The organism is Micromonospora sp. NPDC048999 (genome assembly GCF_040649295.1).
Lineage (GTDB): Bacteria > Actinomycetota > Actinomycetes > Mycobacteriales > Micromonosporaceae > Micromonospora.
Window position 1 is genome coordinate 14025 of the sequence record NZ_JBEZFI010000047.1, and the last position, 23110, is coordinate 37134.

The 23110-nt window shown below is 70.0% G+C and carries 18 protein-coding genes; 8 read left to right on the forward strand and 10 right to left on the reverse strand.

Annotated elements, in window-relative coordinates; genetic code table 11:
- Nucleotides 1-2: 2 nt before the first annotated feature.
- Nucleotides 3-692 carry a hypothetical protein gene (locus tag AB0C02_RS29205; RefSeq protein ID WP_357552343.1) on the reverse strand — a complete coding sequence of 230 codons (690 nt, stop codon included), beginning with the start codon at nt 690-692 and terminating at the stop codon, nt 3-5.
- Between the two features lie 629 nt (nt 693-1321).
- Here AB0C02_RS29205 and AB0C02_RS29210 point away from each other — a divergent pair.
- Nucleotides 1322-2071 carry a DUF2306 domain-containing protein gene (locus AB0C02_RS29210; protein ID WP_357552344.1) on the forward strand — a complete coding sequence of 250 codons (750 nt, stop codon included), beginning with the start codon at nt 1322-1324 and terminating at the stop codon, nt 2069-2071.
- 45 nt (nt 2072-2116) lie between these two features.
- Here the strand turns inward: AB0C02_RS29210 and AB0C02_RS29215 are convergent, their stop codons facing one another.
- The 8 genes from AB0C02_RS29215 to AB0C02_RS29250 form a co-directional block, all read right to left on the reverse strand.
- Nucleotides 2117-2965, reverse strand: coding sequence for a replication-relaxation family protein (locus tag AB0C02_RS29215; protein ID WP_357552345.1), 849 nt, complete (start codon nt 2963-2965; stop codon nt 2117-2119).
- A gap of 213 nt (nt 2966-3178) precedes the next feature.
- Nucleotides 3179-6016 (reverse strand): type IV secretion system DNA-binding domain-containing protein, encoded by a 2838-nt coding sequence (locus AB0C02_RS29220; RefSeq protein WP_357552346.1) that lies wholly within the window; start codon nt 6014-6016, stop codon nt 3179-3181.
- A 109-nt stretch (nt 6017-6125) separates the two neighbouring features.
- Nucleotides 6126-8693, reverse strand: coding sequence for a tetratricopeptide repeat protein (locus tag AB0C02_RS29225; RefSeq protein WP_357552347.1), 2568 nt, complete (start codon nt 8691-8693; stop codon nt 6126-6128).
- Nucleotides 8694-9274: 581 nt separating this feature from the next.
- Nucleotides 9275-10987, reverse strand: a complete 1713-nt coding sequence (locus AB0C02_RS29230) for a DUF87 domain-containing protein (RefSeq protein WP_357552360.1) — start codon at nt 10985-10987, stop codon at nt 9275-9277.
- 38 nt (nt 10988-11025) lie between these two features.
- Nucleotides 11026-11928, reverse strand: a complete 903-nt coding sequence (locus tag AB0C02_RS29235) for a PrgI family protein (RefSeq protein ID WP_357552348.1) — start codon at nt 11926-11928, stop codon at nt 11026-11028.
- Nucleotides 11929-12687: 759 nt separating this feature from the next.
- Nucleotides 12688-13482 (reverse strand): hypothetical protein, encoded by a 795-nt coding sequence (locus AB0C02_RS29240; protein ID WP_357552349.1) that lies wholly within the window; start codon nt 13480-13482, stop codon nt 12688-12690.
- Between the two features lie 224 nt (nt 13483-13706).
- On the reverse strand, nt 13707-14636 hold the full coding sequence (locus tag AB0C02_RS29245; RefSeq protein ID WP_357552350.1) for a conjugal transfer protein TrbL family protein: 930 nt from the start codon (nt 14634-14636) through the stop codon (nt 13707-13709).
- A gap of 1 nt (nt 14637) precedes the next feature.
- Nucleotides 14638-14937 carry a pilin gene (locus tag AB0C02_RS29250; protein WP_357552351.1) on the reverse strand — a complete coding sequence of 100 codons (300 nt, stop codon included), beginning with the start codon at nt 14935-14937 and terminating at the stop codon, nt 14638-14640.
- 1066 nt (nt 14938-16003) lie between these two features.
- Here AB0C02_RS29250 and AB0C02_RS29255 point away from each other — a divergent pair.
- Entirely contained in the window at nt 16004-16708 is a 705-nt protein-coding gene (locus AB0C02_RS29255; protein WP_357552352.1) for a hypothetical protein, read from the forward strand.
- A gap of 35 nt (nt 16709-16743) precedes the next feature.
- Here AB0C02_RS29255 and AB0C02_RS29260 read toward each other — a convergent pair whose 3' ends face one another.
- On the reverse strand, nt 16744-17520 hold the full coding sequence (locus AB0C02_RS29260) for a hypothetical protein (protein ID WP_357552353.1): 777 nt from the start codon (nt 17518-17520) through the stop codon (nt 16744-16746).
- Nucleotides 17521-17856: 336 nt separating this feature from the next.
- Between AB0C02_RS29260 and AB0C02_RS29265 the strand changes: the two genes are divergently transcribed.
- The 6 genes from AB0C02_RS29265 (at nt 17857) to AB0C02_RS29290 (ending at nt 22912) form a co-directional block, all read left to right on the forward strand.
- Nucleotides 17857-18366 (forward strand): hypothetical protein, encoded by a 510-nt coding sequence (locus AB0C02_RS29265; RefSeq protein WP_357552354.1) that lies wholly within the window; start codon nt 17857-17859, stop codon nt 18364-18366.
- Entirely contained in the window at nt 18359-19201 is an 843-nt protein-coding gene (locus AB0C02_RS29270; RefSeq protein ID WP_357552355.1) for a DNA methyltransferase, read from the forward strand. The genes AB0C02_RS29265 and AB0C02_RS29270 overlap by 8 nt, the downstream gene beginning before the upstream one ends.
- 674 nt (nt 19202-19875) lie before the next feature.
- Nucleotides 19876-20082: a hypothetical protein gene (locus tag AB0C02_RS29275; RefSeq protein ID WP_357552356.1), complete on the forward strand. Its 207-nt coding sequence runs from the start codon at nt 19876-19878 to the stop codon at nt 20080-20082.
- The gene (locus AB0C02_RS29280) at nt 20079-21269 is read left to right on the forward strand and encodes a hypothetical protein (protein ID WP_357552357.1); all 1191 of its coding nucleotides are present in this window, start codon (nt 20079-20081) and stop codon (nt 21267-21269) included. Before AB0C02_RS29275 ends, AB0C02_RS29280 begins: the two co-directional genes overlap by 4 nt.
- A 151-nt stretch (nt 21270-21420) precedes the next feature.
- The gene (locus tag AB0C02_RS29285; RefSeq protein WP_357552358.1) at nt 21421-22431 is read left to right on the forward strand and encodes a DUF4192 domain-containing protein; all 1011 of its coding nucleotides are present in this window, start codon (nt 21421-21423) and stop codon (nt 22429-22431) included.
- Between the two features lie 28 nt (nt 22432-22459).
- Nucleotides 22460-22912 (forward strand): hypothetical protein, encoded by a 453-nt coding sequence (locus AB0C02_RS29290; protein ID WP_357552359.1) that lies wholly within the window; start codon nt 22460-22462, stop codon nt 22910-22912.
- Nucleotides 22913-23110 lie beyond the last annotated feature (198 nt).

The following is a 23110-nucleotide window of genomic DNA, read 5'->3' on the forward strand; positions in this document are numbered from 1 at the left end:
ATTTAGGGGATGGCGACGGCGCACAGTCGTGCGTTGGAGCGCAGGCCGCGCAGGTAGCCGCACGCTTCGTTGAGGAAGCGGAACCGGTCCCCGAAGGAGTCGCTGGCGGCGATGAGGAGGCGGCCGTCGGTGGTGATCAGCGCGTCGCCGATCAGTGCGATGCGCCAGTAGAGCCCGGCGTAGGTGGCTTCTCCTGCTTGGTAGACGGACAGCTCGTAGGGGTCGAAGGAGTGGGCGAGCATCGCCAGGACGCGGGGCTGTTGTTCGAAGCGGCGGCGGGCCTCGTTCAGCGTGACCGTTGCCGGGTCGGCGTGGTGTTGGGCGAGGTAGTCCTCCCAGGGGCGGGCGGGCCTGGTGGCGGCGTTGATGTGGGCGTTCCAGGCACGCCAGCGCAGTGCGGCGTGGTGGGCGGCCCTGGCCGCGGTCCGGTGGAGGTCGAGACGACCCTTGCGGCCTCCAGCGGCCATGGTGATCGCGCCGAAGCGTCGGGCGGCGTCGAGCAGGTAGTAGCTGAAGAATCGGGTCAGCCAGCCGATGAGGCGGCGGTGTCGGACGTGGTAGCGGCGGGCCGGGGTGCTGTTGGTGTGCAGGAGGTCGTGGACTTTCTCGGAGGCGGCGAACGTGTCCGCGTCGTCGCCGGGGGCGAAGCAGACGGTGACGACCTGGATGGTGAGCGGCCGGGGCGTGGGCATCGGCGGGGTCCTCCCTTCACGGAGAGGTCGGCATGGGCGGGGGCGCGGCGCGTGGTGGTGCCACCGGAACGCGGCGTCTGGACCGGGGAAGCTGCCGTGACGGCGCGGGCGTGGATCACGAGCCGACCGAAGAGTGGGCTGTGGGTGATCCCGCTGGCGCGGGCAGATCCGAAGGGGTGAAGACGGGCGGCGGTGCGAGCAAGGAAAGAAGAAGCTGCACCGTAGTCCCGTGACCTGACAGCAGCAGCCCTGTCAGGAACCACGATCATGCCTGCGGCCTGCGCTGACAGGACTACCTCCGCGGCTGTCAGGTGTGGTCAGCCCACAAAGGTGCCTGACCGGCCGGGGAACCGGCGCCGTAGTTCGCGGGCGGGCTGGTCGTGATGCGACCGGTCATGCCGCTGCCTGCTGGTGACAACGCCGGAAGGTAGGGGCAGCACCACCGGAAAGGAGGGACCTGGCACCGCTGATCAGAGGGCCGGCGCGGCGCAGAGTGGGGTGCATCCGGTACTTCACGAGCGGCACACCCAAGGTTGGTCGCGCGGCCCGGCCGATCGGGTCGGGTGGGTGAGCGCCGGACCGCCTCGGCCAACCGGGGTCAGGTGGTGCCAGTAGACAGGGGAGGCGACATGCCCACAACGGTCGACAACTCGTTGACCCCGCCCGCCACCGGCGCGTCGTCCAGGCGCCCGGCCGGCCGCCGGCGCGCGCGGCAGTTGCGCTGGGTGGTGCCGCTGCTCCTGGTCGCGGTCGCATTTGTGCTGTACGCGCTGCCGCCGTATCTGACGTTGGACCCGAGCCGGTCCCGGCTGCCTGTCCCGCAGGGCTACCCGCAGTACTACCCGCTGCTGGTGGCGCACATCGTGTTCGGCTCCGTGGCGCTGCTCGCCGGCTGCTTCCAGGTCTGGCCGTGGTTCCGCCGGCGCTACCCGGCCGTGCACCGGTGGATGGGTCGGGTGTACTTCTTCGGCGGGGTGTTCCCGGCGGGGATCGCGGTTTTGGGCGTTGCGCCGGTGAGCAGCACCGGTTTCGTCTCGCAGGTCGGCAACACCATGCTGGCGGTTCTCTGGCTGGCCACCGCGGTTGCCGGCTATCGGACGGCGCGTCAACGTCGGTTTGTCGAGCATCGTCGGTGGATGATTCGCAGCTTCGCGCTCACCACGTCGATTGTGGTGAACCGGGTGTGGTTGATCCTTTTCGTCGTTCTGCTGCTGCCTCGCGTCGATACGACGTACGGCGGTGATCAGGACGCGATGATCCGGGCTGCGGCCGGTGCCAGCGTCTGGATGAGCTGGGTACTCAACCTGCTTGTCGCCGAGTGGTGGCTGGAGCGCGGCAGTGCCCGCCGGGGCGTCGGCCGCCGCCGCGAGGCGGCCTGACAACAAACCTAGCCCGGCCATTGCCGGCAGTCACAGCGAGGCCTGTCAGATGACGAAGATGCCGTCGGTGAAGTTGGGGTTGTCCGCCACGGCCCGCCCGTGGCCGCTCGGCAGGTCGATCAGCCGGACTCGTTGGGTGTCGTCCCCAGGTAGCCAGACCGTCTCGGCCGGCTCGGTCTGCTGGGTTGCGGTGGCTGCGGGCACGTCCGTCCGCTGGCCGCGCAGCAGCCGGTGCAGGTGCTCTTCGCGCTCGGCGTTGGGTAGCCAGAACAGCACCGGGTAGCGAGGGCCACCGCGCCGGACCAGTTGGACGTACCGGTCGAGCTTGGCCACGACGCGGCCCAGGGGTTCGGTGCCGGTGTCGGCCTCCAACCAGAAACCCACAGTCGTGTCGCCGACACTCCACAGGCCGTGTCCGTCGGCGGTGATGGTGCGGAACTGTTTGGTTGTCGTCGCCTCCGACCACCACCGGTCCAGCCGGGCCCCGCCGTGCTGACGGGCGTACGCGATGAGACGGACACCGAACTCGTTGGCGGTGATCCGGTGCCCCAGGTGCGGGTTGGCCGACAGCCGGGCGAGGCGCTGCTGGGCGGCTCGGACGGTGGGCTCGGGCAGATTGTGGGCGGCGGCCTGGAAACGTTGCCCGTAGTGCCCGAGGGCCCAGTACCACGGTTGGCTGCCGCCGCCGGCACGGGCGAAGCGGAACCGTTCGACCAGACCGAGGGCGCGCAGCTCGGCCAGGCGGATCTGGCAGGTACGGCGGGCGTGGAACAGCAGCCGGTGGATCTGGTCGGTGGTGAGGACCTGGTGGTCATCGAGCAGTTGAAGCAGCAGCCGGTCGCGGCTGGTGATGTGTGGGTAGATGGCCAGCAGGCCAGGACGCGTTTGCGGCATAGATGTGGTCACCCCTTGGAGAGAGAGAATCCCGTAGGGAGTCTGGACATGTCGATCTTGAATATTGGTCGCGCTATCGGCCGGGTTTGAGCAGGCCAGCCGCCTGACAGGCCGGGGTGCGGAGGGCTCGTCTGGGGGCTCGTTTCGCGGACACCCCCAAACGAGCCCCCGATGCCGCACCCAACCGAACCCCCAAACGAGCAGCCCCGACGGTCAACGGTCACGGGAATTCATCCGCCGGCGCATCGCCGTGCGGGCAAGCTGCTGCATCGGCGGCTCACCGTCCGCGCGGTCGTGAGCGGCGGCGCACTCCTGCCGGATCGCCGTCGCCTCACCCACCACCGGCGCCGGCGGGCAGGTGGTGAAGGTAAACGCGGGCAGTTCCCGATTGCCGACCAGCAGCCGGGCGGCAGCGGTGTACACGTCGAGATGGGCCAGGTCATGCTCGTCCACCTCCGGTTTCGTGTGCCGGGACAGATCCCGCGCGTCGGCCGGATCAACAGTGAAGAACACCTTGCTGCGCGCGTTGGTCGATACCGCCGCCGCCACGTCGTGGGGCAGTTGAGCGAGGTCCTGATGCGCCAGCACCAGACCCAGCCGGAACCCGCGCGCCTCGGCCAGCATGTCCCCGACGCTGCCGGGCAGCGTGAGGAAGTTCTGACACTCGTCCACGTACAGGCAGGCGTCCTTGCGCTGGTTTTCGGGGATGGCGGCCCGGGCGATGGCGGCCTGCCACACCCGGGCCACGATCATCGAACCCAGCAGGCGGCTGGTCTCCTCACCGAGGATGCCCTTCGGTAGCCGGCACAGCAGAACTCCGCCGTCGAGGATCGCGCCCATGTCGAACGACGAGTGGGCGTTGCCGATCACCGACTTCACGAAGTCCCGCAGCAGGAACGCCCGCAGTCGGGCGAGCACGGGGGCGATGACCTGCCCGCGGAACTGCTCGTTGATGCCGTCGTACCAGAGCCAGAACCCGCCGAGCCCGTCTGGGTCGTCCAGGCCGTGGGTGAACCTGGCCCGGAACTCCCGGTCCTGCAACAGCGATGGCACCAGACTCAATGTCGGTTTCGCGTGCCGCATCAGCGTCAGGCACGCCACCCGCATGGTGTCGTCCATGCGCGGCCCCCACTGGCCCTGGAAGATCTTCGCGAAGATCCCCACCAGGTTGTCCACGGCCAGGTGCCGATCACCGCCGTCATCAAGGGGATTGAAACAGCCCGGGTTCTTCTGGTCCGGGTCAATGATCACAATCTTTTTGGCGTACGACGCCGGGAGCCGGTCGAGGATGTCGGTGACCAGGTCACCGCGCGGGTCGATGACCACCGTCCCACGGCCGGCTTTGATGTCGCCGAGGATCATGTTCAGCAGCAGCGTGGACTTGCCGACGCCGGTCTTGCCGACCATGTGCACATGCTGGCGGGCGTCGGCGACGTTCAGGCCGACGCTGTAGTGGCCGATCTGCGACCGGCCCAGCACCTTCACCCCACGGCCGCCGGCCGGCACCTGCACCGGTGCCGGCACGGCCTTGGCCCGAGCCCGGTCCAGGCCCGGCACCGCCAGGTCCTGCGGCAGCGCAGCCAGGGCCGCGAGTTCCGGCACGGTGGCCAGGAACCCGCGCCGCAACCTGCGCCCGGCGAGAGTAGCGACGGGTTGCGGCATCTTCATGCGCCGCAGCCGGTTCGGGCCGGTGTACGCCGCGGCGGCCGAGGCGATGCTGTGCCGCAGCCCGACGAGACGTGAGCGGACCTGCGTCGCCCGCTCCTTGTCCGGTGGTGTCTTGTCCGGGTCGGCGGCCACGGCGAACCGGACCGCGATCTCGAAGTGCGGCACCCGCACCGCCTTGTCCACGACCGTCCGGGCGTCGACAGCCGCCACCGGGTCCCGCTCCACCGCCCGCCCCGCCATGTGCGGGGTCCGCGGCCGGGACGAGCCGGGCGTGAACGCATCGAGAAACCACAGCAAAGGCTCGACGATAAGCCGCGCCATCCCCGACACGGCGCGGGCGGCCGCATCGGGCCGCCCGTGAGGATGAGTGCTGGTGTCCGCCGCCGCGCGTCTGGCCAGGCGCACGCGGCGGGCAGGTGCCGGGCGGGCGAGGACCTGCACACACACGTGTTCCCGGTGACGCACCTCGGCACCGGCCGCCAGCAACGCCCGCAGCGGATCGGCGTCGTGCTCGCTGCGCAGCGGCAGCATATCGGCGTGCTGGGGCCAGTGCGCCCCGCCTACCTGCTCGCCCACGTCGGCTGGGATCGGCGCGCCGGCGTCGGCGGTGGTGAAGGTGGCGGCAGGCCAGGCCGCGCGGACGGCAGCCTCGACCGCGCCGTGCGGCACCGTTCCCGGCACCCACACCCGGATGGTCAGGGCGCGGCCGGTCCACGTGTACTCCCAGCCGACGTGGGGGATGCCGAACAGGCGCTGCTGCCACAACGACGGCGTCAGCACGCCCATGAGGGTGGTCCAAAACGCGGCAGCGGCCTCGGCAGTAACCTCCGGCGGAGCGGCGATCGTCAGCCACCGCGCGCCGGCCGTGAACCGCCCGTGCCGCCACGCGAGCAGCTGATCATGGGCGAACACCGCCGCGACGATCGCGGCGGCGGCGAGGAAGCCGAGCCACGGCCGGGCGATGACCCACAGCCACAACTCGGCGGGCCATGTTGGAGTGGTAGTGGTGATCATTCGTCCTCCCCGATATCCAGTAGCGGGAACTACCCAGAGCTGATTGCGGTCGATGTTCTTGATGGGGTGTGCCATCCGCGGCCAGTACGACCGGTTTCGCGCTGGTCGTCGGCTGTAGGGCCGATTGATGGACGACAGCCGTGTGCACCCCAGGTTCGGCACGCAGCCGCAGCAGCCGCTGTCGCGAGAACGCGGCTGGTCCCGTCGATCAACTCTCTGGGGCTGCTGCAGCAGTGGCGGATGGCCGATTGCGCCACCCAGTACGGCGACAACTATGGGCTGATCCGATGCGCCGTTGTTTGGCCGCCCAGTGGAATCTGGACCGGCCACCGGGATGTGCCAGCGTCCGGGTGACCAGACGCTGCACAACGGGCCACGGCGGTGACCTCGGTGGCTGCCGCCGTGGCACCGTAGCGCGTCGCCGTGAGGCCTCGGGTGAGAGGAAGCGTCGGATCGAACGCGCGACGCACTGTCACGTTCATGCGGATCGGAGGTGATCCGGGCTGGGCTCCATAGGTCGTGGTGGGGTTGCCTGGCGGTCAGGCATGCTGGCTGCTGGGAAGGCGCTGCCACCAACACCATCTCGTTCGCGGCTCAGGTCGATGTCGGCGGCTTCAGCCGTACCCGCCCTTTCGCAGTCCCGGATGATCCCTTTGAGAAGCTCGACATTGACCGTGGCGATGCCGAGTAGCCGGTATAACGTGATGGCCTCGGTGGCGGCGGTAAGCGCCTCCTCGACCCGGCCAGTCCGATACAGCACGTCGGCGAGGACGGTCAGCGCGGTGGCGAGGTAGGGCTGGTGGGCGGTGGGGTTTGCGGCGGCCAAGTCACGCCAGGTGGTGACGGCCTCGGTGGCGGCGGTGACCGCCTCCCCGACCCGGTCGGCCTGACCCAGCGCGTTAGCGAGGGTCGTCAGCGCGGTGGCGAGGTAGGGCTGGTGGGCGGTGGGGTTTGCGGCGGCCAAGTCACGTCGGAGGGTGACGGCCTCGGTGGCGGCGGTGACCGCCTCCCCGGCCCGGCCAGCCCAATACAGCGCGTTAGCGAGGATCGTCAGCGCGTCGGCGAAGTAGGACTGGTGGGCGGTGGGGTCTGCGGCGGCCAAGTCACGCCAGGTGGTGACGGCCTCGGTGGCGGCGGTAACCATCTCCCCGACCCGGTCAGCCTGATACAGCGCGCTAGCGAGGACGGTCAGCGCGTTGGCGAGGTAGTCCTGGTGGGCGGTGGGGTCAGCGGCGGCCAAGTCACGTCGGAGGGTGACGGCCTCGGTGGCGGCGGTGACCGCCTCCCCGACCCGGTCAGCCTTCTCCAGCGCGCTAGCGAGGGCGATCAGCGCGGTGGCGAGGTAGTGCTGGTGCGCGGTGGGGTCAGCGGCGGCCAAGTCACGTCGGAGGGTGACGGCCTCGGTGGCGGCGGTGACCGCCTCCCCGAACCGGCCAGCCTGACGCAGCGCTTCGGCGAGGGTGGTCAGCGCGGTGGCGAGGTAGTGCTGGTGGGCGGTGGGGTCAGCGGCGGCCAAGTCACGTCGGAGGGTGACGGCCTCGGTGGCGGCGGTGACCGCCTCCCCGACCCGGTCAGCCCGATACAGCGCGTTAGCGAGGACGGTCAGCGCGTCGGCGAGGTAGGGCTGGTGGGCGGTGGGGTCTGCGGCGGCGAAGTCACGTTGGAGGGTGACGGCCTCGGTGGCGGCGGTGACCGCCTCCCCGAGCCGGCCAGCGCGATACAGCGAGTCGGCGAGGGTGGTTAGCGCTCTGGCGCGGTCGGTGGGGGTGGGGGCGTGAATGGCTCGGGCGCGGGCGACGGCGATCCGGGTGCGGCTGAGCACGTCGCGGTTTCCGGGTAGGAGTTGTTCGAGGGTTTGGGCAATCTCCCAGTCGGGGTCGGCGTGGTCGATGGCGATTGCGATGGCGGTGTCGATCGGGCCGTGTCCGGCCAGGGCGACGCGGATGGCGATCGGCAACAGTCGGACCGGTTCGGCCCGCAACAGAGTGGTGGTGGCGGTGTGGGCCGTGGTGGTGTGGGTGGCGGCGCGGGCCAGGACGGTGACCACGGCCGCCGCCTGTTCCGGGGTACTGGCGGCGAGGCAGACCGCGACGGCCAGGTCGGCGTTGCCGGTGAGCGCATCGGCGATGAGGTGCTCGGCAAGCACCGCCGGGAGGTGGGGCCGAGCCCAGAAGCCGATCACCCGCGGATACAGGTGCAACCACACGATGGCCCGGTCGATCAGCTCGGGCGTGGCGTCACGCAGGCCGGGCAGCAACGGCAGCAGCTGATGGGCATCCTCACGGGTACGGCCGCCGGTGAGCATGGTGAACGCCAGCAGGTCCCGCAACGTGTCCACCGTGACCGCTGGGTAGGCGTCCAGGCCCTGCTGGCGGGCGTGGTCAGACCATCGCTGGCGTTCCCGCGCCATCAGCCGTTCGACCGCGTCGGTGACATCGACCGGACCGCCTCGTCCTTCACCGTTCCGCAGCACCGTCTCCAACGCTGCGGCATGTAGCAGAATCAGAGGGGTGCCGGCGGTGATTCCGGCCAACTGAATGCCGGCCGGGTCGCAGTCGAGGTGTTCGGCGAACGCTGTCAGGGCGTGTTTCGCCGCGACACGTTGACCGGGCACATCCGCGGCGATCGTGCCGACCCGGCTCCGCCCGCCGATGTCGACGGCCATCGGCAGCGGTTGTTGCACGTTGGTCCACCAGTCGCTGAACTCCCGCGCCACGAGCAGTACCCGCACTTCCTGCTGGCCGGTCAGCCGGTGTGCTGCTACTAGCAGCGCGGCGAGGTCGTCACGGACATCCGCGTCGTCGACTACGACCAGGACGGGCTGGTCCCAGCCAGCCGCCAGGTCGACGGCCGCCGGGCCGTGCCCGGCTTGCGCCCAGCCCACCGCCCACGGTTCTAATTGCTGTGTCCACAGTGACTGGCTGATTTGCATGGCCAATCGGGTCTTGCCCGAACCTGGCCCACCCGCCAGCAGCCATACCCGCCCCGGCTGGTCTTCGGTGCACCAGCGGCGGACCGCCGCGACCTCCTGGAAACGGCTCCGCACGAACGGCACCACCGCTTCCCATGGCGCCAACCGGGTCAGCACACTGTCACCCGTTCCGGCGCCGCCGGGCCCCGGGCCGGGGCCGGTCGTGAACACCGCTGACCAGCGTTTGGCCTGCGCCAGTCGCTCTTGGCGGCGATCCCAGCTCAGTCCGGATGCGAACCCGATCCATGCACCGCCTGCCGCGATCGGTACGCCTATCCACGGATTCGGGATGTAGTTCGTTCCTGCTGCGGCACCGCCGGCAACGGCGACACCAAACAGGGCACCCACCGCCAGGCCGTACCAGCGTTGCTGTCGCCGCACCATGGCATACATCGTGCCGCGACCGTGCCAGCACCATCAGTTACAACCGGGTAGACCTGACGGGGACGAATGATCCGGATGCCTCACCCATCCATACACTTTCATGGCCAAGCGGATGATCATCATGGCAAAAGGACGGTCATCGTGACTCGCCCGGCGCGGAGAAAACGCCGGGCACTCCCGGCACCCCACCTCGACCCCGACAAGATACGCAGCAGCCTCACCCCTGATGAGGGTGGAGAAGTCGCGCGTGGCGTCGACCCTGCCGATCCCAGTCACCGACCAGACTCCTCCAACTCGAAGCCGGTGACGGCGATCCGATGCTCTGCGGCCGACCCGACGCTGCGGAAGGGGATCCGCGATCGGCCGGCGACGAGCAGCCCCTCGCCCCTGGGCGCCGACAGCAACAACCGCGACTCTCCAGCCGTCAAGTTGAACGCCTCGGCCACGGCGTCGATGGACTGCGTGCTCTGGCGCATCAACACCTGGGTCGCTGCGTTGGACACGACGGCGAGACCGAGGTCGGTCGACAGCACGTCGGCCGCGTCCTGGGTGATCACGCACAGCCCGGCGGACCGTTTCCGGGCGGCCTTGGCCATCCGGAACAGGAACCGCGCGCCTTCGCCATCGCGCATCAGCAGCCACGCCTCGTCGACCACGACGAGCTGCCGCCGCCGGCGGGCGCCCCCCGTGGGGGTGTCGATGCCCGCCCAGATCGAGTCCAGGGCCAGGAGCGTGCCCACGGTGCGCAGCTCGTCGGGCAGGTGCCGCAGTGACCACACCACCAGATGTCCGCGCGGGATGGTGGTGGTCGGCCCGTCGAACAGGCTGGCGAAGTTCCCGACCGTCCACGGGGCGAGCCGGGCGGCGAGCTGCCCGGCAGCCGGGTCCGCATCGGCGGCGAGCACGTCGGCCAGGTCGCGCAGCAGCGGCGCGGGCCGGGTCCAGGTGGCCGGGTCGCCGTTGATCCCGGCCCGCTGGTAGCTGGCGGTGATGGCCCGATCCAGGGCGGCGCGTTCGGCCGGCGGCGGTGCCGCCCCGAGCATGACCGAAATCAGCGTGTGCAGGTACAGGCCGCGCCGGGTCAGGGTGTCGGGCCGGTTGTCGGCGGGCAGGTCGAGGGGGTTGATGCGCACACCCGGTTGGCCGAGCTGCACGACGGTGCCGCCGACGTGCTCGGCGAGGGGCGTGTACTCGTCTTCGGGGTCGATGACCGACACCGCGGTGCCCTGGTACAGGTTGCGCAGAACTTCGAGCTTGACGAAGTACGACTTCCCGGCGCCGCTGCGCGCCAGGACGATGCTGTTGTGGTTGTCCTGCGCCCACCGGTTCCAGATGACCACGCCGTTGCTGGTGGTGTTGACCCCGTAGAGCACGCCCTCGGGCGGGGCGACGGTGCCCGGTGCCGGGGCGGCGAGGTCCGCCGAGGCGAGGGGGAACGCTGCCGCGAGGGCGGTGGTGTCGAGGATGCGGCGCATCCGTAGCGGGTCCACCCCGACCGGCAGCGTGGCAATCCAGCCCTGCTGGTGGCGGAACGTGGCCGGCTGCAAATCGAGGAGAACGCTGGCGGCGGCGGACTTCACGCCTGCGGTGACCGTGTGCAGCTCGTCGAGGGTACGGGCGTGGATGGTGACGTAGATGCCGACCTCGAACAGCTTCGCCGCGCCGCGGGCGACACGCTCGGCGAGGTCAGCGGCATCAGCCGCCGCGGCCTCGACCATGGGGTCGCCCAGGCGCCCCTGATCGGCGTCGAGGCGGCGGGACGATTCGAGGCGGGCGCGCTGACGTTTGAGCATCGGCGCGGCCAGCTGCGGCGTAACGGGGTCCACGTGCACCGCCACGTCGATCCGCCCGGGGTAGGACAGCAGCGGATCCAACCAGGCGGGGCCGACCTCGGCCGGGTAGCCGCACACCGCGTAGGTCGCGGCGTACCCGTCACCGACCTGCACATGCCACGGGCTGACCGACAACGCGGCCGGGGACGGCATACCCTCCCCGGCCGCAACACTCTTGGGTTTCCACAGGTTCACGATGCGCTCCGCAGGGTGATCGGGGTGCCGGGCACCGCGCGCGGGCCTGGCACCGGTGGGCAGAACGGGTCGACCGCGTTTGCGAGCGCGGCGGTGACGGCCGGCCCGTCCAGAGCGGCGGCTTCGACACCAAGGCCGGACAGGGCGCGGACGGCGCCCTCGGCGGCGTGTTCGCCGGTGACGACGGCGAGGACCTGCCGGCGCAGCGGATCCCGCTGCGCGTCGAGGTCGAGCAGGAAACGGGCGTAGTCGTCGGCGGCGGCCTGCAACGCCGGATCCGAAAGGCGCGGCGCGTGGTCGACGGTCGCCTGCGCGTAGACGGCCAGGTCGTGCCGCTGCGCGGCCACGACGATCTGCGCCGGCCCGGTCAGGCTGTTGAGGAACCGGCCGAACCCGTCCAGCAGCGCGCCCTGCTCGCTGCCGGTGCGCAGGTGGATGTTCGTGGTGCCGCAGCCGATCAGCACCTTGTCGCTGCCCTCGCTGGTGAGGACTCCGGCCGGTGTGACCGCCGTGACCGGCGAACGCAGTGGCGCCGGGAGGTTCGGTTTGCCGGCGACGTCAGCGATGGTGCTGGCCCGCGTCGTACCCGGGGCGAGCGTGCGTGGGCTACGGGACAGTGCGAACCCGTGCCGGAGCCACACATCCAGGGGCAGGCCGTCGCGGCGGCCGAGCGCCACCACGATCGCGATGGCGAACACGATGCCCCCGGCGACGATCCACGCCGTCGGCGGGAGCATGCGCCCGACGGTGCGGTAGAGACCGAACCCGGTCAGGCCGACACCGCCGACGATGCCGAGCTGCCGGAAAGTGAGCCCGAAGGCGATGTGGTCGGGCTCGTTGACGTTGGCCGGAATCCGTGCTCTATACGACCCGCCTGTCTCGTCGGTTGTCGGACTCATTGATGATCACCCATCCATTCCATCTGTTGAAGGGGCAGAGTCTTGTCGCTGTGTTGCGCAACGCAGGCGGCATGGTCTGTTCTTTGTGTGAGGTCGAGGGAAAGCGACGCATCACGGTGGCTCAGCTCAGGACTGGACCGACCGGGGTGTCGCGGCGTCGTCGGATCGGTTGGCGGTAGAGGGCTTGTCGTCGAGCCGTGCGCTGATCGACCAGGTCGATCCAGCGTTACGTGGCGGATTCGCATGAGCAGGCTCCTTGCGGTGATGCGAAGAATGGCAGCCTCGAGGGGCCGGGAGCGGGACTGTTGAGCGGTTGGACTTTCGCCAGGCCGTGATGGTCGTGGCGAACATGGTTGAGTCGCTGCTGGTCGGGGGCAGGCGCGATGAGCCGGACGTCGAAGATCACGTGCCGCATCCGTCGCCGTTGGCGATCGTCTATTTGCGGCAGTTCGACATCGGCGCAGGTGCGGCAGACCTGGTCGCGGCTGCCACCATCGCCACCCGTACCCCGGGCGGCGGACCCACCACCCCCCACAACACCTGTCGTGCTGCCGGAGTGGTCGCGCACCGTCGAGCCGGCCGACGCCTTCCCGGTGCCGGCCAGTCTCGGCGTGACCCCCGCCGCCATCCACAAACGGCGCGAGGATCAGTTGGCCTGCGGGGGCCCGCCCCACGACCCCGTGGTGGGGAGTCGCTCGCCAAACGGCGAGGATCTACAACACGACACCAGAAGCCCGGGGGACCTTAGTGGACGCCGCACTAGGTGAGATGAGCCGGTGTGTGGGCGGTGGCGGGATCACTGGCCCCCACCGCGGCGCGCAATTGGCGCAGGCCCTCCTCGGTGCCGATCGCGGCGCGGTCCTGCGGGTGCTCGACGTAGTGACGAATGGCGCGGGCGAGGAACGCCGGTTCGATGTGCAGCCACCCGATCGGGACATCCTCGCTGGCCGCGTACTGTCCGAGCATGGGCGTGTGGTTGAGGTAGAGCTTCAGTTGGCGGGCGCGACGCTTGATCGGCGGAGGAGGGCCGCCGGGTGCCAGTTCATCCCAGGCGATCGCCGTCGTGCGCAGAAACCGGCGCAGGAGCAAGCCGCCGGAGTCCAGATGAAGCTGCGGGCGTTGCACCAGCAGGATGACAAGCGCGACAACCCAGAAGATCCCGACGCCGATCACTGTCGCCGGCCAGGTGAAGCCGAATTCGGCCATTCGCATTCGGTCGCCGTTCGGGACCCGTTCGGTGAAAACAAGACCACCGCTCAAGAACATCAACATCATGGCCTGCGAGCACGCGGTGAGCGGCGAGGCGGGCACGGTGAAACGCCCAGCGCCGCGGGCGAAACTCTCCGGACGCCGGCGGATGCCGCCGGTGAGCAACCAGAAGGTCCCGAACGGGATCGCCACAGCGACCGCGATCCCGCCGAGCATCACCAGCAGACCGCTGGCAAGGCTCATTTGCCAGGTCAACGGCTGCAACCAGAAGGTGACCGGCAACCGAAGCGCGAACCCGAGGACGCCAAGCGGAACGGCACACCAGCGCAGGGCAGTCGGCGACATGCAGCGCACAGTAGCCGAGCAGGGCGATTCCCGGCCGCCCCAGGTTGCTACAACCAGTACTCGATCGCTGACCCCAGGCGATCAAGCTGCTGGGGTGGCATGCCGCGACCGCATACCACCCCAGGGTCAACCTTGATGATCAACTTCAACGCAGCAAACATCTGCAAGAGAGGCAGTACAAGCGCCCGTCGGGACGACAGCCGGCGGGGGAGCGTCTTCGTGGGTTATCGCCCACCTCGCGCGGCGGTACGCCCGAGTCGGCCGAGCGGCAGGTGGCGGGTGATGGCTTGGATGACTATCGCGCGTAGCAGAACACCGCCGGTGCTCGGTGATCCCGCGCCGGTTATGTGTCGGCGGAGCATTGCGGGGATTTTGATCGTGACCCAGAGGACGACGATGACGAGCATGAGGTTCAGCGCGTCCGAGCCGGGAAGGCCGAGCAGGATCGGCAGGTTCGACTTCGGGTCGATCAGCAGGTTGATGCCGGCCGAGAACGCGACCGCCTGCAGCGTGGGGGTGGCCAGGCAGCCCAGCAGGGTTCTCCACCACAACTGCGCGGCGCCCTGCGTCCACGGGGTGGCGTAGCAGGCCAGCGCGACCGGTGCGACCCCGGCCAGGATGACCAGCACCCCGATCCGCGCGAGCCAGGTGCCGACGAGCATGAACATCAACACGACGATGACCAGTCCGATGATGGCCGTCAGGAGGGCGGCGCTCTCGTCGGTCATCGCCGAGGCGATGCGAGCCCGCACGAAAGTGACCGCTTCGGTGGTCGGCGCGGACCTGCCGGTCATCGACACCGTCAGTGCGTTGGCGACATCGATGAGCACAGCGGTCAGGGGCAGCGCGAACGCGGACAGGACGAACCCGACGACAAGCCGGGGGATCAGCTCCTTGACGTTGTAGCGGATCTCGACCGAGTCGCCGACCATCGTGGCGACGCCCACGGCGATGATCGCGAGGATGAAGCAGGCGTTGACGACCAGCACGCTCTTGCCGGCGATCAACTGCACCTGCGGCAGGACCGTGACGTCCGGCGATATGAAGATGGAGGATGTCAGGAAGGTCAGCAGCCCGCCGAGAAGGTCGACGACCTGATCGGCGAGCCAGCTGACCAGTTTGTTCATCAGCCAGTTGACCATGGTCGGTGACATCTCAGCCGCCGAGGATGCCCTGCAACACCTGCAGGACCACCGGGGCCAGTACCGCCAAGGCGTAGCCGATCAGCGCGGACTTGACGTTGCCCTTCGCCTGCTCCACCTGGGCCGGGTCACCCCCGGCGGCCATGTACCGCAGGCCACCGATGACCAGGAACATCGTCGCGACCAACGCGATGATGCCCATGACCCAGCCGGTGATGTTGGAAATGATCTGGGCGATGGAGTGGGGGCCACCACCGCCGCCAGGGGCGGGGGCGGCCAGAACCAGGTCGTTGAGGACGGAGATCGTGTGCATCGCGGCGCTCCACAAGGAATCTGCGGGCCGCCGCGGCGGGGACCGGGCGAAGCACGGGCGGTCCGGTGGGGGCGCTCCTCCCTCGCAAGTGGCGAAGGGCTGCGGTGTCAGTACGCCGCGCCAGCCGTGCCGGACCGTGGGCCTCGCCGGAAGGAGTGGTCCCCACCGGGCGGGCATGCCGTGGATGACATGCACCGCCCAGATCTCGACTGTCAGACCGATCGAACCCGCCGCTCGCCTGTCACGCCCTGACAAGACCGGTCAGCGACTCGCGTCACCACTGGCCTTTCGCAGCTGACCTGCTCCGTTCTCAAAATTTCTGCTCCGACCGGCAAGTTTTCTCAGCCAAGGTGCTCCGCTGCAGCGGCTGCGGTGGGCGCTGGCCACTCGCCAGCCAGCCGGGGAGATCTGGGACACCTGGTCAGCGAGCACGGCACCGAGCTGCCCTACGGATCAATGAGCCCTTTCCAAGCAGATGCTGCAGGTGACTGCAGCCACGTATGAGCAGTCGATCGCGATGCTGGTCGATCCGGCCGCCGTGGGCACTGGCTGAAGCCGACTGATGAGGATGCTGCAGCAGCTAACCAAGCGGGTCCTCGAGTCGGCCCCAAAATGGGGAGATCGCCGACCACCTCGGCTATGACAGGCACGACCCGGCAGGTCGGTGGGTACGCGGGCGGGGACCGTGTCCGAGGACAGCGGAGGGCGTCCTTCGGCTGGCGCCGGTCGGCCAGGAGTCAGAGGCGGGAACCGTTGCCACACCCGGCGTGCGAGGGTCACGCGGCCCGGCACGGCAAGAGGCGTCCGAATCCCGACTGAATCGGGATCCGAATCGTGTATGTCAGTACGATCCGGTGATCCAAAGCCGGTGAACTGCCCGGGATCTCGGCTTTCCGGGGTCCGGACGGCCTGGCCACCTCACCCGAGGGGATGCGGAGGAGGCGCCGTGCCGGTGGTCGCGGGTCGGGAGGCGAGGCCGGTGAAGCCCAGTTGCCGCTATCCCTGGTAAGCGATGTCGTCGATCCTACGCGGCTGTTAGCTCACGTGGTGTTCGAAGGAGTCCCTTATGATCAACTCCTCGGGTCAGGTGTCCAACGAGCAATCGCCGCTGTGGCGCCGAACACTCCGGGGACTGGTGGGCGGCACAGCGGGCGGCCGGGCAGCCGACAGCGGCGGTCGGCGGATGAACCGAGTGCCTCGGCCGGCGAGCTTCGATCGGCTGCCGGTCTCCCGCAGCGGCGGCCCCCGGCGATGGGCGCGGCAGCCCGGCGAGCGCTGGCCGCGGGGCGCGTACCGCGGTCGAAGCCCGCAGGACGATGCCGCCCAAGTCGAGTTCCATCTGGAGCGGTACCGCTACATCCTGCAGCAGATTCATGCCGCTAACGAGAACGTCCTCCGCTTTCTCGGCATTTACCAGGCGCTCGCCACCACGCTGGTCGGCGCAGCGCTCGCGCTCTTCGTCGGCCACCAGAACTGGGGCATTCCGCCGGCGACAGCCCGGGCGGGGATCCTCGCTCTCCTATGGCTGGTGACCGTCGTCGCCGCCTTCACCGTCCTGCTGGTGATCGTCGGCGTGCTGACCTGGCTCGACTATCGCAACGAAGAGTGCCAGCTGCTGTCGGACGTCTTGGATCCAACATTCCGGGCGCCACCTAATCTGCGTAACTTCTACCGCTGGTACGAGACCTACATCATCGCCTTCATCGTCGTAACAGTCGGCGCGATGTGGTGGTGTGCGCTGGAGTTAATTATCCCCGCCATCCAGATGTAGGTCCGGTGCATCCGTATACCGACAGGGCGGGGTTGTCAGGTCGCCATGGCGGTTTCCCGGCGACCGGAGGTGCGGATAGGGCCGGACAGGTCGCCTCGCGTGACGGCGGCGGCCACGACGCGTTCGGCGCGGCGGCGCCGCATCCGCAGGGCAGGTGCGGTCACGCCCTGCTCAGCGGCCAGATGCTCGATCATCGCGTCGCCGAACCGGGTGGCACTGATCAGCTCAGCGGCTTCGGCGGTGATCAGGCCCGCGGCGGCCGCTCGCCCGAGCAGCAGGTCCGGGTGCCCGTAGGGCATCCTCGGCGACCGTGAGCCACTGGACAGGTCCAGCGGCAGTTCCTCGCCGGCGTCGGCCTTGACGACCGCGGCGCCGGCGCGCCAGGCCGCCCAGCACAGCCGCAGCCACAGCCGGGGCGGGGCGAGGTCCGCCGTGCGCAGTGCGTGGAGGAACCCGGCCAGGACTTCGGAGTCCACGTCGTCGGCGTGCCGGGCGTAGCCGCGGCTGATCTTCGCCGCGAGGTGCGTCAGCGCGGGCAGTGCCACGCCGATCGCGCCAACAACCCAGGCCGGTCCGCGTTCGCGGGCGTGGTGGGCCAGCTGCCGCCACAGCTCGTCGGTGGTGTCGCTGTCGTAGCGCTCGTACACCAGCAGCTGGCGCAGCTCGTTCAGTGGCATCGTCGTGTCCGGCAGGCCCGGCACCGGGCGGGCGTCGAACACCAGCGGCGCGGGTTCGCAGGTCAGCAGCTCGAACGCCTTTTCGGCGGTGGTCAGCGCCGTGTCGGCCGTCCTGGTGTGGGTGGTCGTTGCCATGGTGATGTCCCCTCGACGGGAGCGCTCCGCCTTGTGCGAAGGCTTCGAGGCCCTCGATTGGGACAGCGCGACCTGACACCAGAAGCGCTTGTCAGACCGGGACAGGTCGTGTCCGGTCGTGTCAGGTTCGCCGCTGTCTCCACCGCCCGCGGTGGCTGTCAGACGGCCGTGGTGACCGGTTCTGTCAGGTCGGGGGCGGGTTCGATCGACCTGACCGCGAGGCACTGGGGATCGTCAGTACGCCCCGCCGGTCCGGGGGCCACCACACCTATGACCGATAGAAACCCGCGCCGCGCGCCGGCCCCTGTGGGGGACGTGGTGCCCGGCGACCCGCCCGTGCCGATCACCGTCTGGCCGGTCCCCGCCCCGCAGCCGGGCGAGACCATGTCCAACGCGATGGGCGTGCGGCTGGTCCACAATCTCACCCACCCGTCCGATCTGATCATCGACCTGGCCGTGGGGCCGCAGCTGGCCCGCGCGGTCATCGCCGCGCACCGCCGCAGCCCCCTGCACACGCCTCGACGGCTCGGCTGGGGCCGGGAGCCGGCGACGCTGATCATCACCGACTGGCCGGTCGACGACGCCGCTTCACCGGTCGAGTTCTTTGGGCGCTGCCACGCCAGCCTCGTGCCGGGCGGCTGCATAGCGGTGCTGCTGCCGCACGGCGACGTCATCACACCGGTCGACGTCATCATCGCCGCCAAGCGGGCGGGGCTGGCGTACCTGCAGCACATCGTGGCGGCCGACCGGCCGCCTCGGCGTGGCCAGCAGGCGCAGCTGGACATCCACACCGACGTGCTGATCCTGACCCGCAGCGCGACGAACACCGGGGGCGCCGATGGCTGAAACTCTGCCGATTACCTCGGTGTGGCTGACCTGCCAGATACCCGCCCGTGACCAGCGGCGAGGCCGTTACGTCCCGGGGACCTCCAGCCATCCGGGAAAGATGCTGCCCCACCTGGCCGCGCACGCGATCAGCTCGTACACGACGCCAGGCGATCTGGTGTTCGACCCGATGTGCGGGGTCGGCACCACCTTGGTCGAGGCCACGCACCTCGGCCGACACGGGATCGGGATCGACATCGAACCCCGATTCACCACCCTCGCTGAGGCCAACGCCGCCTTCGCCGCGTCGCAGGGCGCCCCCGGCACGGCACAGGTACTCACCGGCGACGCAACCGGTCTGCTCGACCTGGTGCCCGCGTCCGCGGTCGGACAGGTGGGACTCGTGCTCACCTCGCCGCCCTACGGGCGCGGGACCCACGGCCTGGTCCTGACCACGAGTACCGGGGTACGAAAGCGGGACCACCACTATGGGGACCGGGAACGCGGAAACCTCGCCTATGCGGGATGGTCCCGCTTGCTCGACGGATTCGCCACGATCCTCGCCGCCAGCTACCAACTGCTACGTCCCGGCGGGACCGTGATCATCACCTGCCGACCGGTACGCCGCCAGCGGGACGACCTGATCGACCTGCCCGGCGAACTGCTCGCCGTCGCACAGTCGGTCGGGCTGATCCCGGTGCAACGGTGCGCGGCGATGCTCGCCGCCGTCCGCGACGGGCAGATCGTGCACCGGGCCAACATGTTCGGGCTCATCGCCGTCCGCCGCGCCAGGGACGACGGCATCCCCGTGCATCTGGTGGCGCACGAGGACGTGCTCATCCTGCATCGCCGCTGAAAGAGCGCCCTGCCAGGTTCAGAAATCGTGAACGTGACAGGGCGCGGGCGGTCGGTGCCGAGGAACAGCCCGCGGCCGCCCCGCGCCGGGACAGGGCAGCAACTCCGTCGCCGCCCGCCACGCGTTCGCCGGGACCGTCTCAGCGGCGGCCCACCACAGTGGTCGGGACTCGTTGGCCGGTCCCGCTCCCGCCGGGTACCGGCTGCCCGCCGGTACCCGGCGGGCCAGTCCCGGTCCGGCGAACAGCGGGACCGGTACTGAAGTCCCGCACGGGACCTGCCCTCACCGCAAGGCAGCGGGACCCGCTGCCGGCCGGGACCCAGGCCCAGGCGGACCCGAGTCCCGCCTGAGTCCCGCTCCGACGAGCATGACCTGACACGGGGGAGGGCATTGCCCGGTTGTCAGGTTCGGTCAGGAGACCGAACCTGACAACCCGGCCGACAGGGCTCCCGGCGGGACTAACCTGAAGGTTCTCCTTACTTTCTTACGTGCCTCTGATCTGACGCCTCGCGCGACGGCATCGCGCCCACCGGTCCCGGTCGGCCGCCGCCGCCAGCCTCAGATCCGGCACCACAGACTCCACGCCCCCCGCCGACGCGGCCGGGGCGCGGCATCCCCATCCCTTCAGGCGGCCACCGGTTGGTGGCCGCCTTCCTTTGTCCCAAGGAGGACACGTGCTTCGTCCCACCTGCGGCGGATTCTTCGCCGACCGCCGCAACGCGGCCCCGCCCGATCTCCTCACCAGTGTCACCGCACCCGTCGAAAGCGGCAGCGGATCCGGCCAGGCCCGAACCATGGCCACCAATCCGCTGGCCTCGTACGCCGGGCTGGTCACGGCCATCCACTCGGCCGCCGCCAGCGACCGGACGGCGCAGCGATGACCGACGCGAACCTGCCGGACCAGATCCGCACCCTGCACACCGAAACGATCGCCGCCATCGAGCAGCGGCAGACCCTGGCCGACGCGGCCCGGTCCGCTCTCCTCGCCGCGCTGGAGAACAGGCTGATCTGCCGGTCCGGCTGTGAGGACGCCCTCGCCGCGTGGGGCCTGAAACCGCTGCCCGAACAATGGACCGTCTCCGCCGACATGCAGCTGTCGTACACACGGTCACACCGCGACCTCGGCGAGGCCCGCGAGCAGGCACGCCGTGACGTGCCGGACGAACTGCGCCTGCTGCCGGTGGTGGTGGCGGTCTACCCGACACACGTCATCGACGTGGCACCCGCCCCGGATGACAACGAGCAGTCCGAGTCCCAGCGATACCACATCACCGTGCAAGTCACGCTCCACATGTCGGTGACGGCGACCCACGAGGCCGACGCGCTCGACGACGCCCGTACCACGCTGGAGTGCTGCCTGCCCGAGCTGGCTGACGCCGGCATCACCCTGACCGACCCGACATGGCAGGCCACCGAAGGCACCGATGACGCGTCGTACGACGACGCCGAGAGCCACGCGGCACCCGCGGCCGGTCTGGCACAGCTGACCGACCTCGCACAAGATCTCACCGCCGCGACGGCGGCGCGTGACGCGGCGGTGCACGCCCTCGCCGACCTACGGCGCAAAATCCGCGCCCGCGCGATCGGCGCCCTCATTGACGACGAGATCGGGGGCATCTATCAGCACACCTCCGAGCGGGTCGGCCGGTTCCTGGTCGACCTCGGGCTCGACGGGCTGCCGCGGGCCCACCACGTCACGGTGGTCGCCGACCTGACCCTGCCGGTCAACGCCGGAACAGTGCAACAGGCCTGCGACGCGGCACAAGACGCGATGCGGGCGGTCGCCGACATCGGCCCCGACGAAGCGCGGCCGTGGATCGCGTGTGGCCGGACCATTCCCGAGGACGCCACCGTCGATCAGAACGCCTGGCGGGTTCCGTGGCGGCACGAGTACGAGATGTGGCTACGCGGCCACGCCACTGCCGACGACGCGAAGGCGGCGGCCGAAGCCCTCGTTCGCGCGGACCTGACCCGGGCGCTGGCCGGCACTGCCCACCACCTGGCCACGGTGACCGCCAGCATCGAGGGCGTCGGGGTCGACCTGTTCCTGGACCCCGACAGCGACTGAACCGTCAGGCGCGCGGCGATCCGGCGCGCGCCAGTTCCTTCCCGAAAGACGTGGTCCGCTGCGCGCCCCAGCCGGCGCGGTCACACGCGGCTCGTCCCTCCTGAGCGTTCTCCCGGCATCTGCCGACCCCCATCCCGCATTGGAGATCATCATGTCGTTCCCCGACACCAAGCTGACCGTGCGATCCCCGGCCGACCTGGTCGCCGCGGTGCCCTACCTGCTCGGCTTCCGCCCCGACGACGGCAGCGTCGTCGTGATCGCCAGCAGAGACCGCCGCATCGTCTTCGCCGCCCGCACCGACCTGCCCGCCCCGGACGCCCCCGCAAGCCACCTCCTCGACCTCACCGCCAACCTGGTCCCGGTCGTGTGGCAGCAGCAGCCCATCACCGATCTCATGCTCGTCGGCTACGGAAACGCCGAACACGTTGACCCGGCACTGCGCACCATCGGCGAGGCGTTCACCACCAGCGGCATGACCGCTCGGGAGTTGCTGCGGGTCACCGGCACGCGGATCTTCAACCTGATCTGCGACAACCTCGCCTGCTGCCCCGCCCAGGGAATCCCGTTCGACCCCGTCGCCTCACTCGTCGCCGTGCAGGCAACCGCCGCCGGGGCGGTCGCGCTACCGAACCGGGCAGCCGTAGCCGCCCGGTTCGCACCCGTCCAAGGCGCCGCCCGTGACAGCATGCGCGACGCCACCAGGGAGGCGGTCACCCGCCTGAAGGCGGTGAACGCCGCCGGCAGCAACACGGTCGACGAGGCCGGCGCGCAAGCGGTCCGCGACGCGCTGCGGCAACACGACAGCGGCAAGCGCCTCACCGACGACGAGGTCGCCTGGCTCACCCTGCTGCTGAAGCGGCTATCGGTGCGGGACCTTGCCGTGGACCTCACCCAGCCGCACGACCAGCACGTCACGTTCTGGGCCGACGTCACCCGCCACGCCGAGGAGCCGCTCGTGCCGGCGCCGGCCACCCTGCTCGCCGTCACCGCGTGGCGCTGCGGTGACGGCGTGCTGGCCGTCATGGCCGCCGAGCGTGCCCTGCAGGTCGACCCCGCATACGGGCTCGCCGGCCTGCTGCTGCAGGCACTGCACGCCGGCCTCCCGCCGTCGCTGTTCGAGCAGGCAATCACCGCCGACCGAACTGACCCCTCGGCCCAGTAGCCGAAACCCTCACAACAGGAGGAACACGATGGATCCCACCCGCCGCATGCTGCGCGCCCTCGCCAAACACGCTGAAGAAGCCCGGCTGCGTTGGAACGCCGAACGCGCCGCCGTCCGGGCTCGCGGCGAAACGCCGGCCCGCACCCAGGCGTACGCCTACCACGTCCAGGCCAACCTGTGCCTGATCACCGCGATCGGCGCGGCCGACCTACCCGCGAACTTCCGCATCCACGACATCACCCTGTCCCGCGACCCCCTCGCCGCCGCCGAGCAACTGCGTCAGCTCGCCGTCGCCTACGACCACAGCGGCGCGATCGAGGCCGCACACGAGGCAGCACGACTGGCATACAAGGCGGCATTCGCCGAACCCGTCACCGCACAGGAACAGCAGTACGTCGACCTGCTCGCCGGCCTCCCCGCCGCGCGACGCGACAAGATCGTCGACCTGGCCGAGGACCGCGCCCGCCGCCCCGAGGCGTGAGGACCGGCCGATCGGCGACCACACCGGCCCCATCAGCCGCCCGCCTGGGGCGCCATCCATCCCGGCGCAATCCCTGCCCGGCGGGCTCCTCCGGACACCCCTACGAAAGACATCCCAGGAGCTTGAATGTCAAGCAGCAGCCTCGTTGAGGTGATGCGACCAGGCGGTCGCCTCGTGGTAGGGCGTGCCGGTTTTGAG

Bases quoted from the DNA above. Each gene is read 5' to 3' on its own strand.
- AB0C02_RS29260 (WP_357552353.1), bottom strand. From the start codon at position 17,520: ATGGCAACGACCACCCACACCAGGACGGCCGACACGGCGCTGACCACC.
- AB0C02_RS29235 (WP_357552348.1), bottom strand. From the start codon at position 11,928: ATGAGTCCGACAACCGACGAGACAGGCGGGTCGTATAGAGCACGGATT.
- AB0C02_RS29240 (WP_357552349.1), bottom strand. From the start codon at position 13,482: ATGTCGCCGACTGCCCTGCGCTGGTGTGCCGTTCCGCTTGGCGTCCTC.
- AB0C02_RS29215 (WP_357552345.1), bottom strand. From the start codon at position 2,965: ATGCCGCAAACGCGTCCTGGCCTGCTGGCCATCTACCCACACATCACC.
- AB0C02_RS29285 (WP_357552358.1), top strand. From the start codon at position 21,421: ATGTCGTTCCCCGACACCAAGCTGACCGTGCGATCCCCGGCCGACCTG.
- AB0C02_RS29210 (WP_357552344.1), top strand. From the start codon at position 1,322: ATGCCCACAACGGTCGACAACTCGTTGACCCCGCCCGCCACCGGCGCG.
- AB0C02_RS29245 (WP_357552350.1), bottom strand. From the start codon at position 14,636: ATGTCACCGACCATGGTCAACTGGCTGATGAACAAACTGGTCAGCTGG.
- AB0C02_RS29230 (WP_357552360.1), bottom strand. From the start codon at position 10,987: ATGCCGTCCCCGGCCGCGTTGTCGGTCAGCCCGTGGCATGTGCAGGTC.
- AB0C02_RS29205 (WP_357552343.1), bottom strand. From the start codon at position 692: ATGCCCACGCCCCGGCCGCTCACCATCCAGGTCGTCACCGTCTGCTTC.
- AB0C02_RS29250 (WP_357552351.1), bottom strand. From the start codon at position 14,937: ATGCACACGATCTCCGTCCTCAACGACCTGGTTCTGGCCGCCCCCGCC.
- AB0C02_RS29255 (WP_357552352.1), top strand. From the start codon at position 16,004: ATGATCAACTCCTCGGGTCAGGTGTCCAACGAGCAATCGCCGCTGTGG.
- AB0C02_RS29280 (WP_357552357.1), top strand. From the start codon at position 20,079: ATGACCGACGCGAACCTGCCGGACCAGATCCGCACCCTGCACACCGAA.
- AB0C02_RS29290 (WP_357552359.1), top strand. From the start codon at position 22,460: ATGGATCCCACCCGCCGCATGCTGCGCGCCCTCGCCAAACACGCTGAA.
- AB0C02_RS29270 (WP_357552355.1), top strand. From the start codon at position 18,359: ATGGCTGAAACTCTGCCGATTACCTCGGTGTGGCTGACCTGCCAGATA.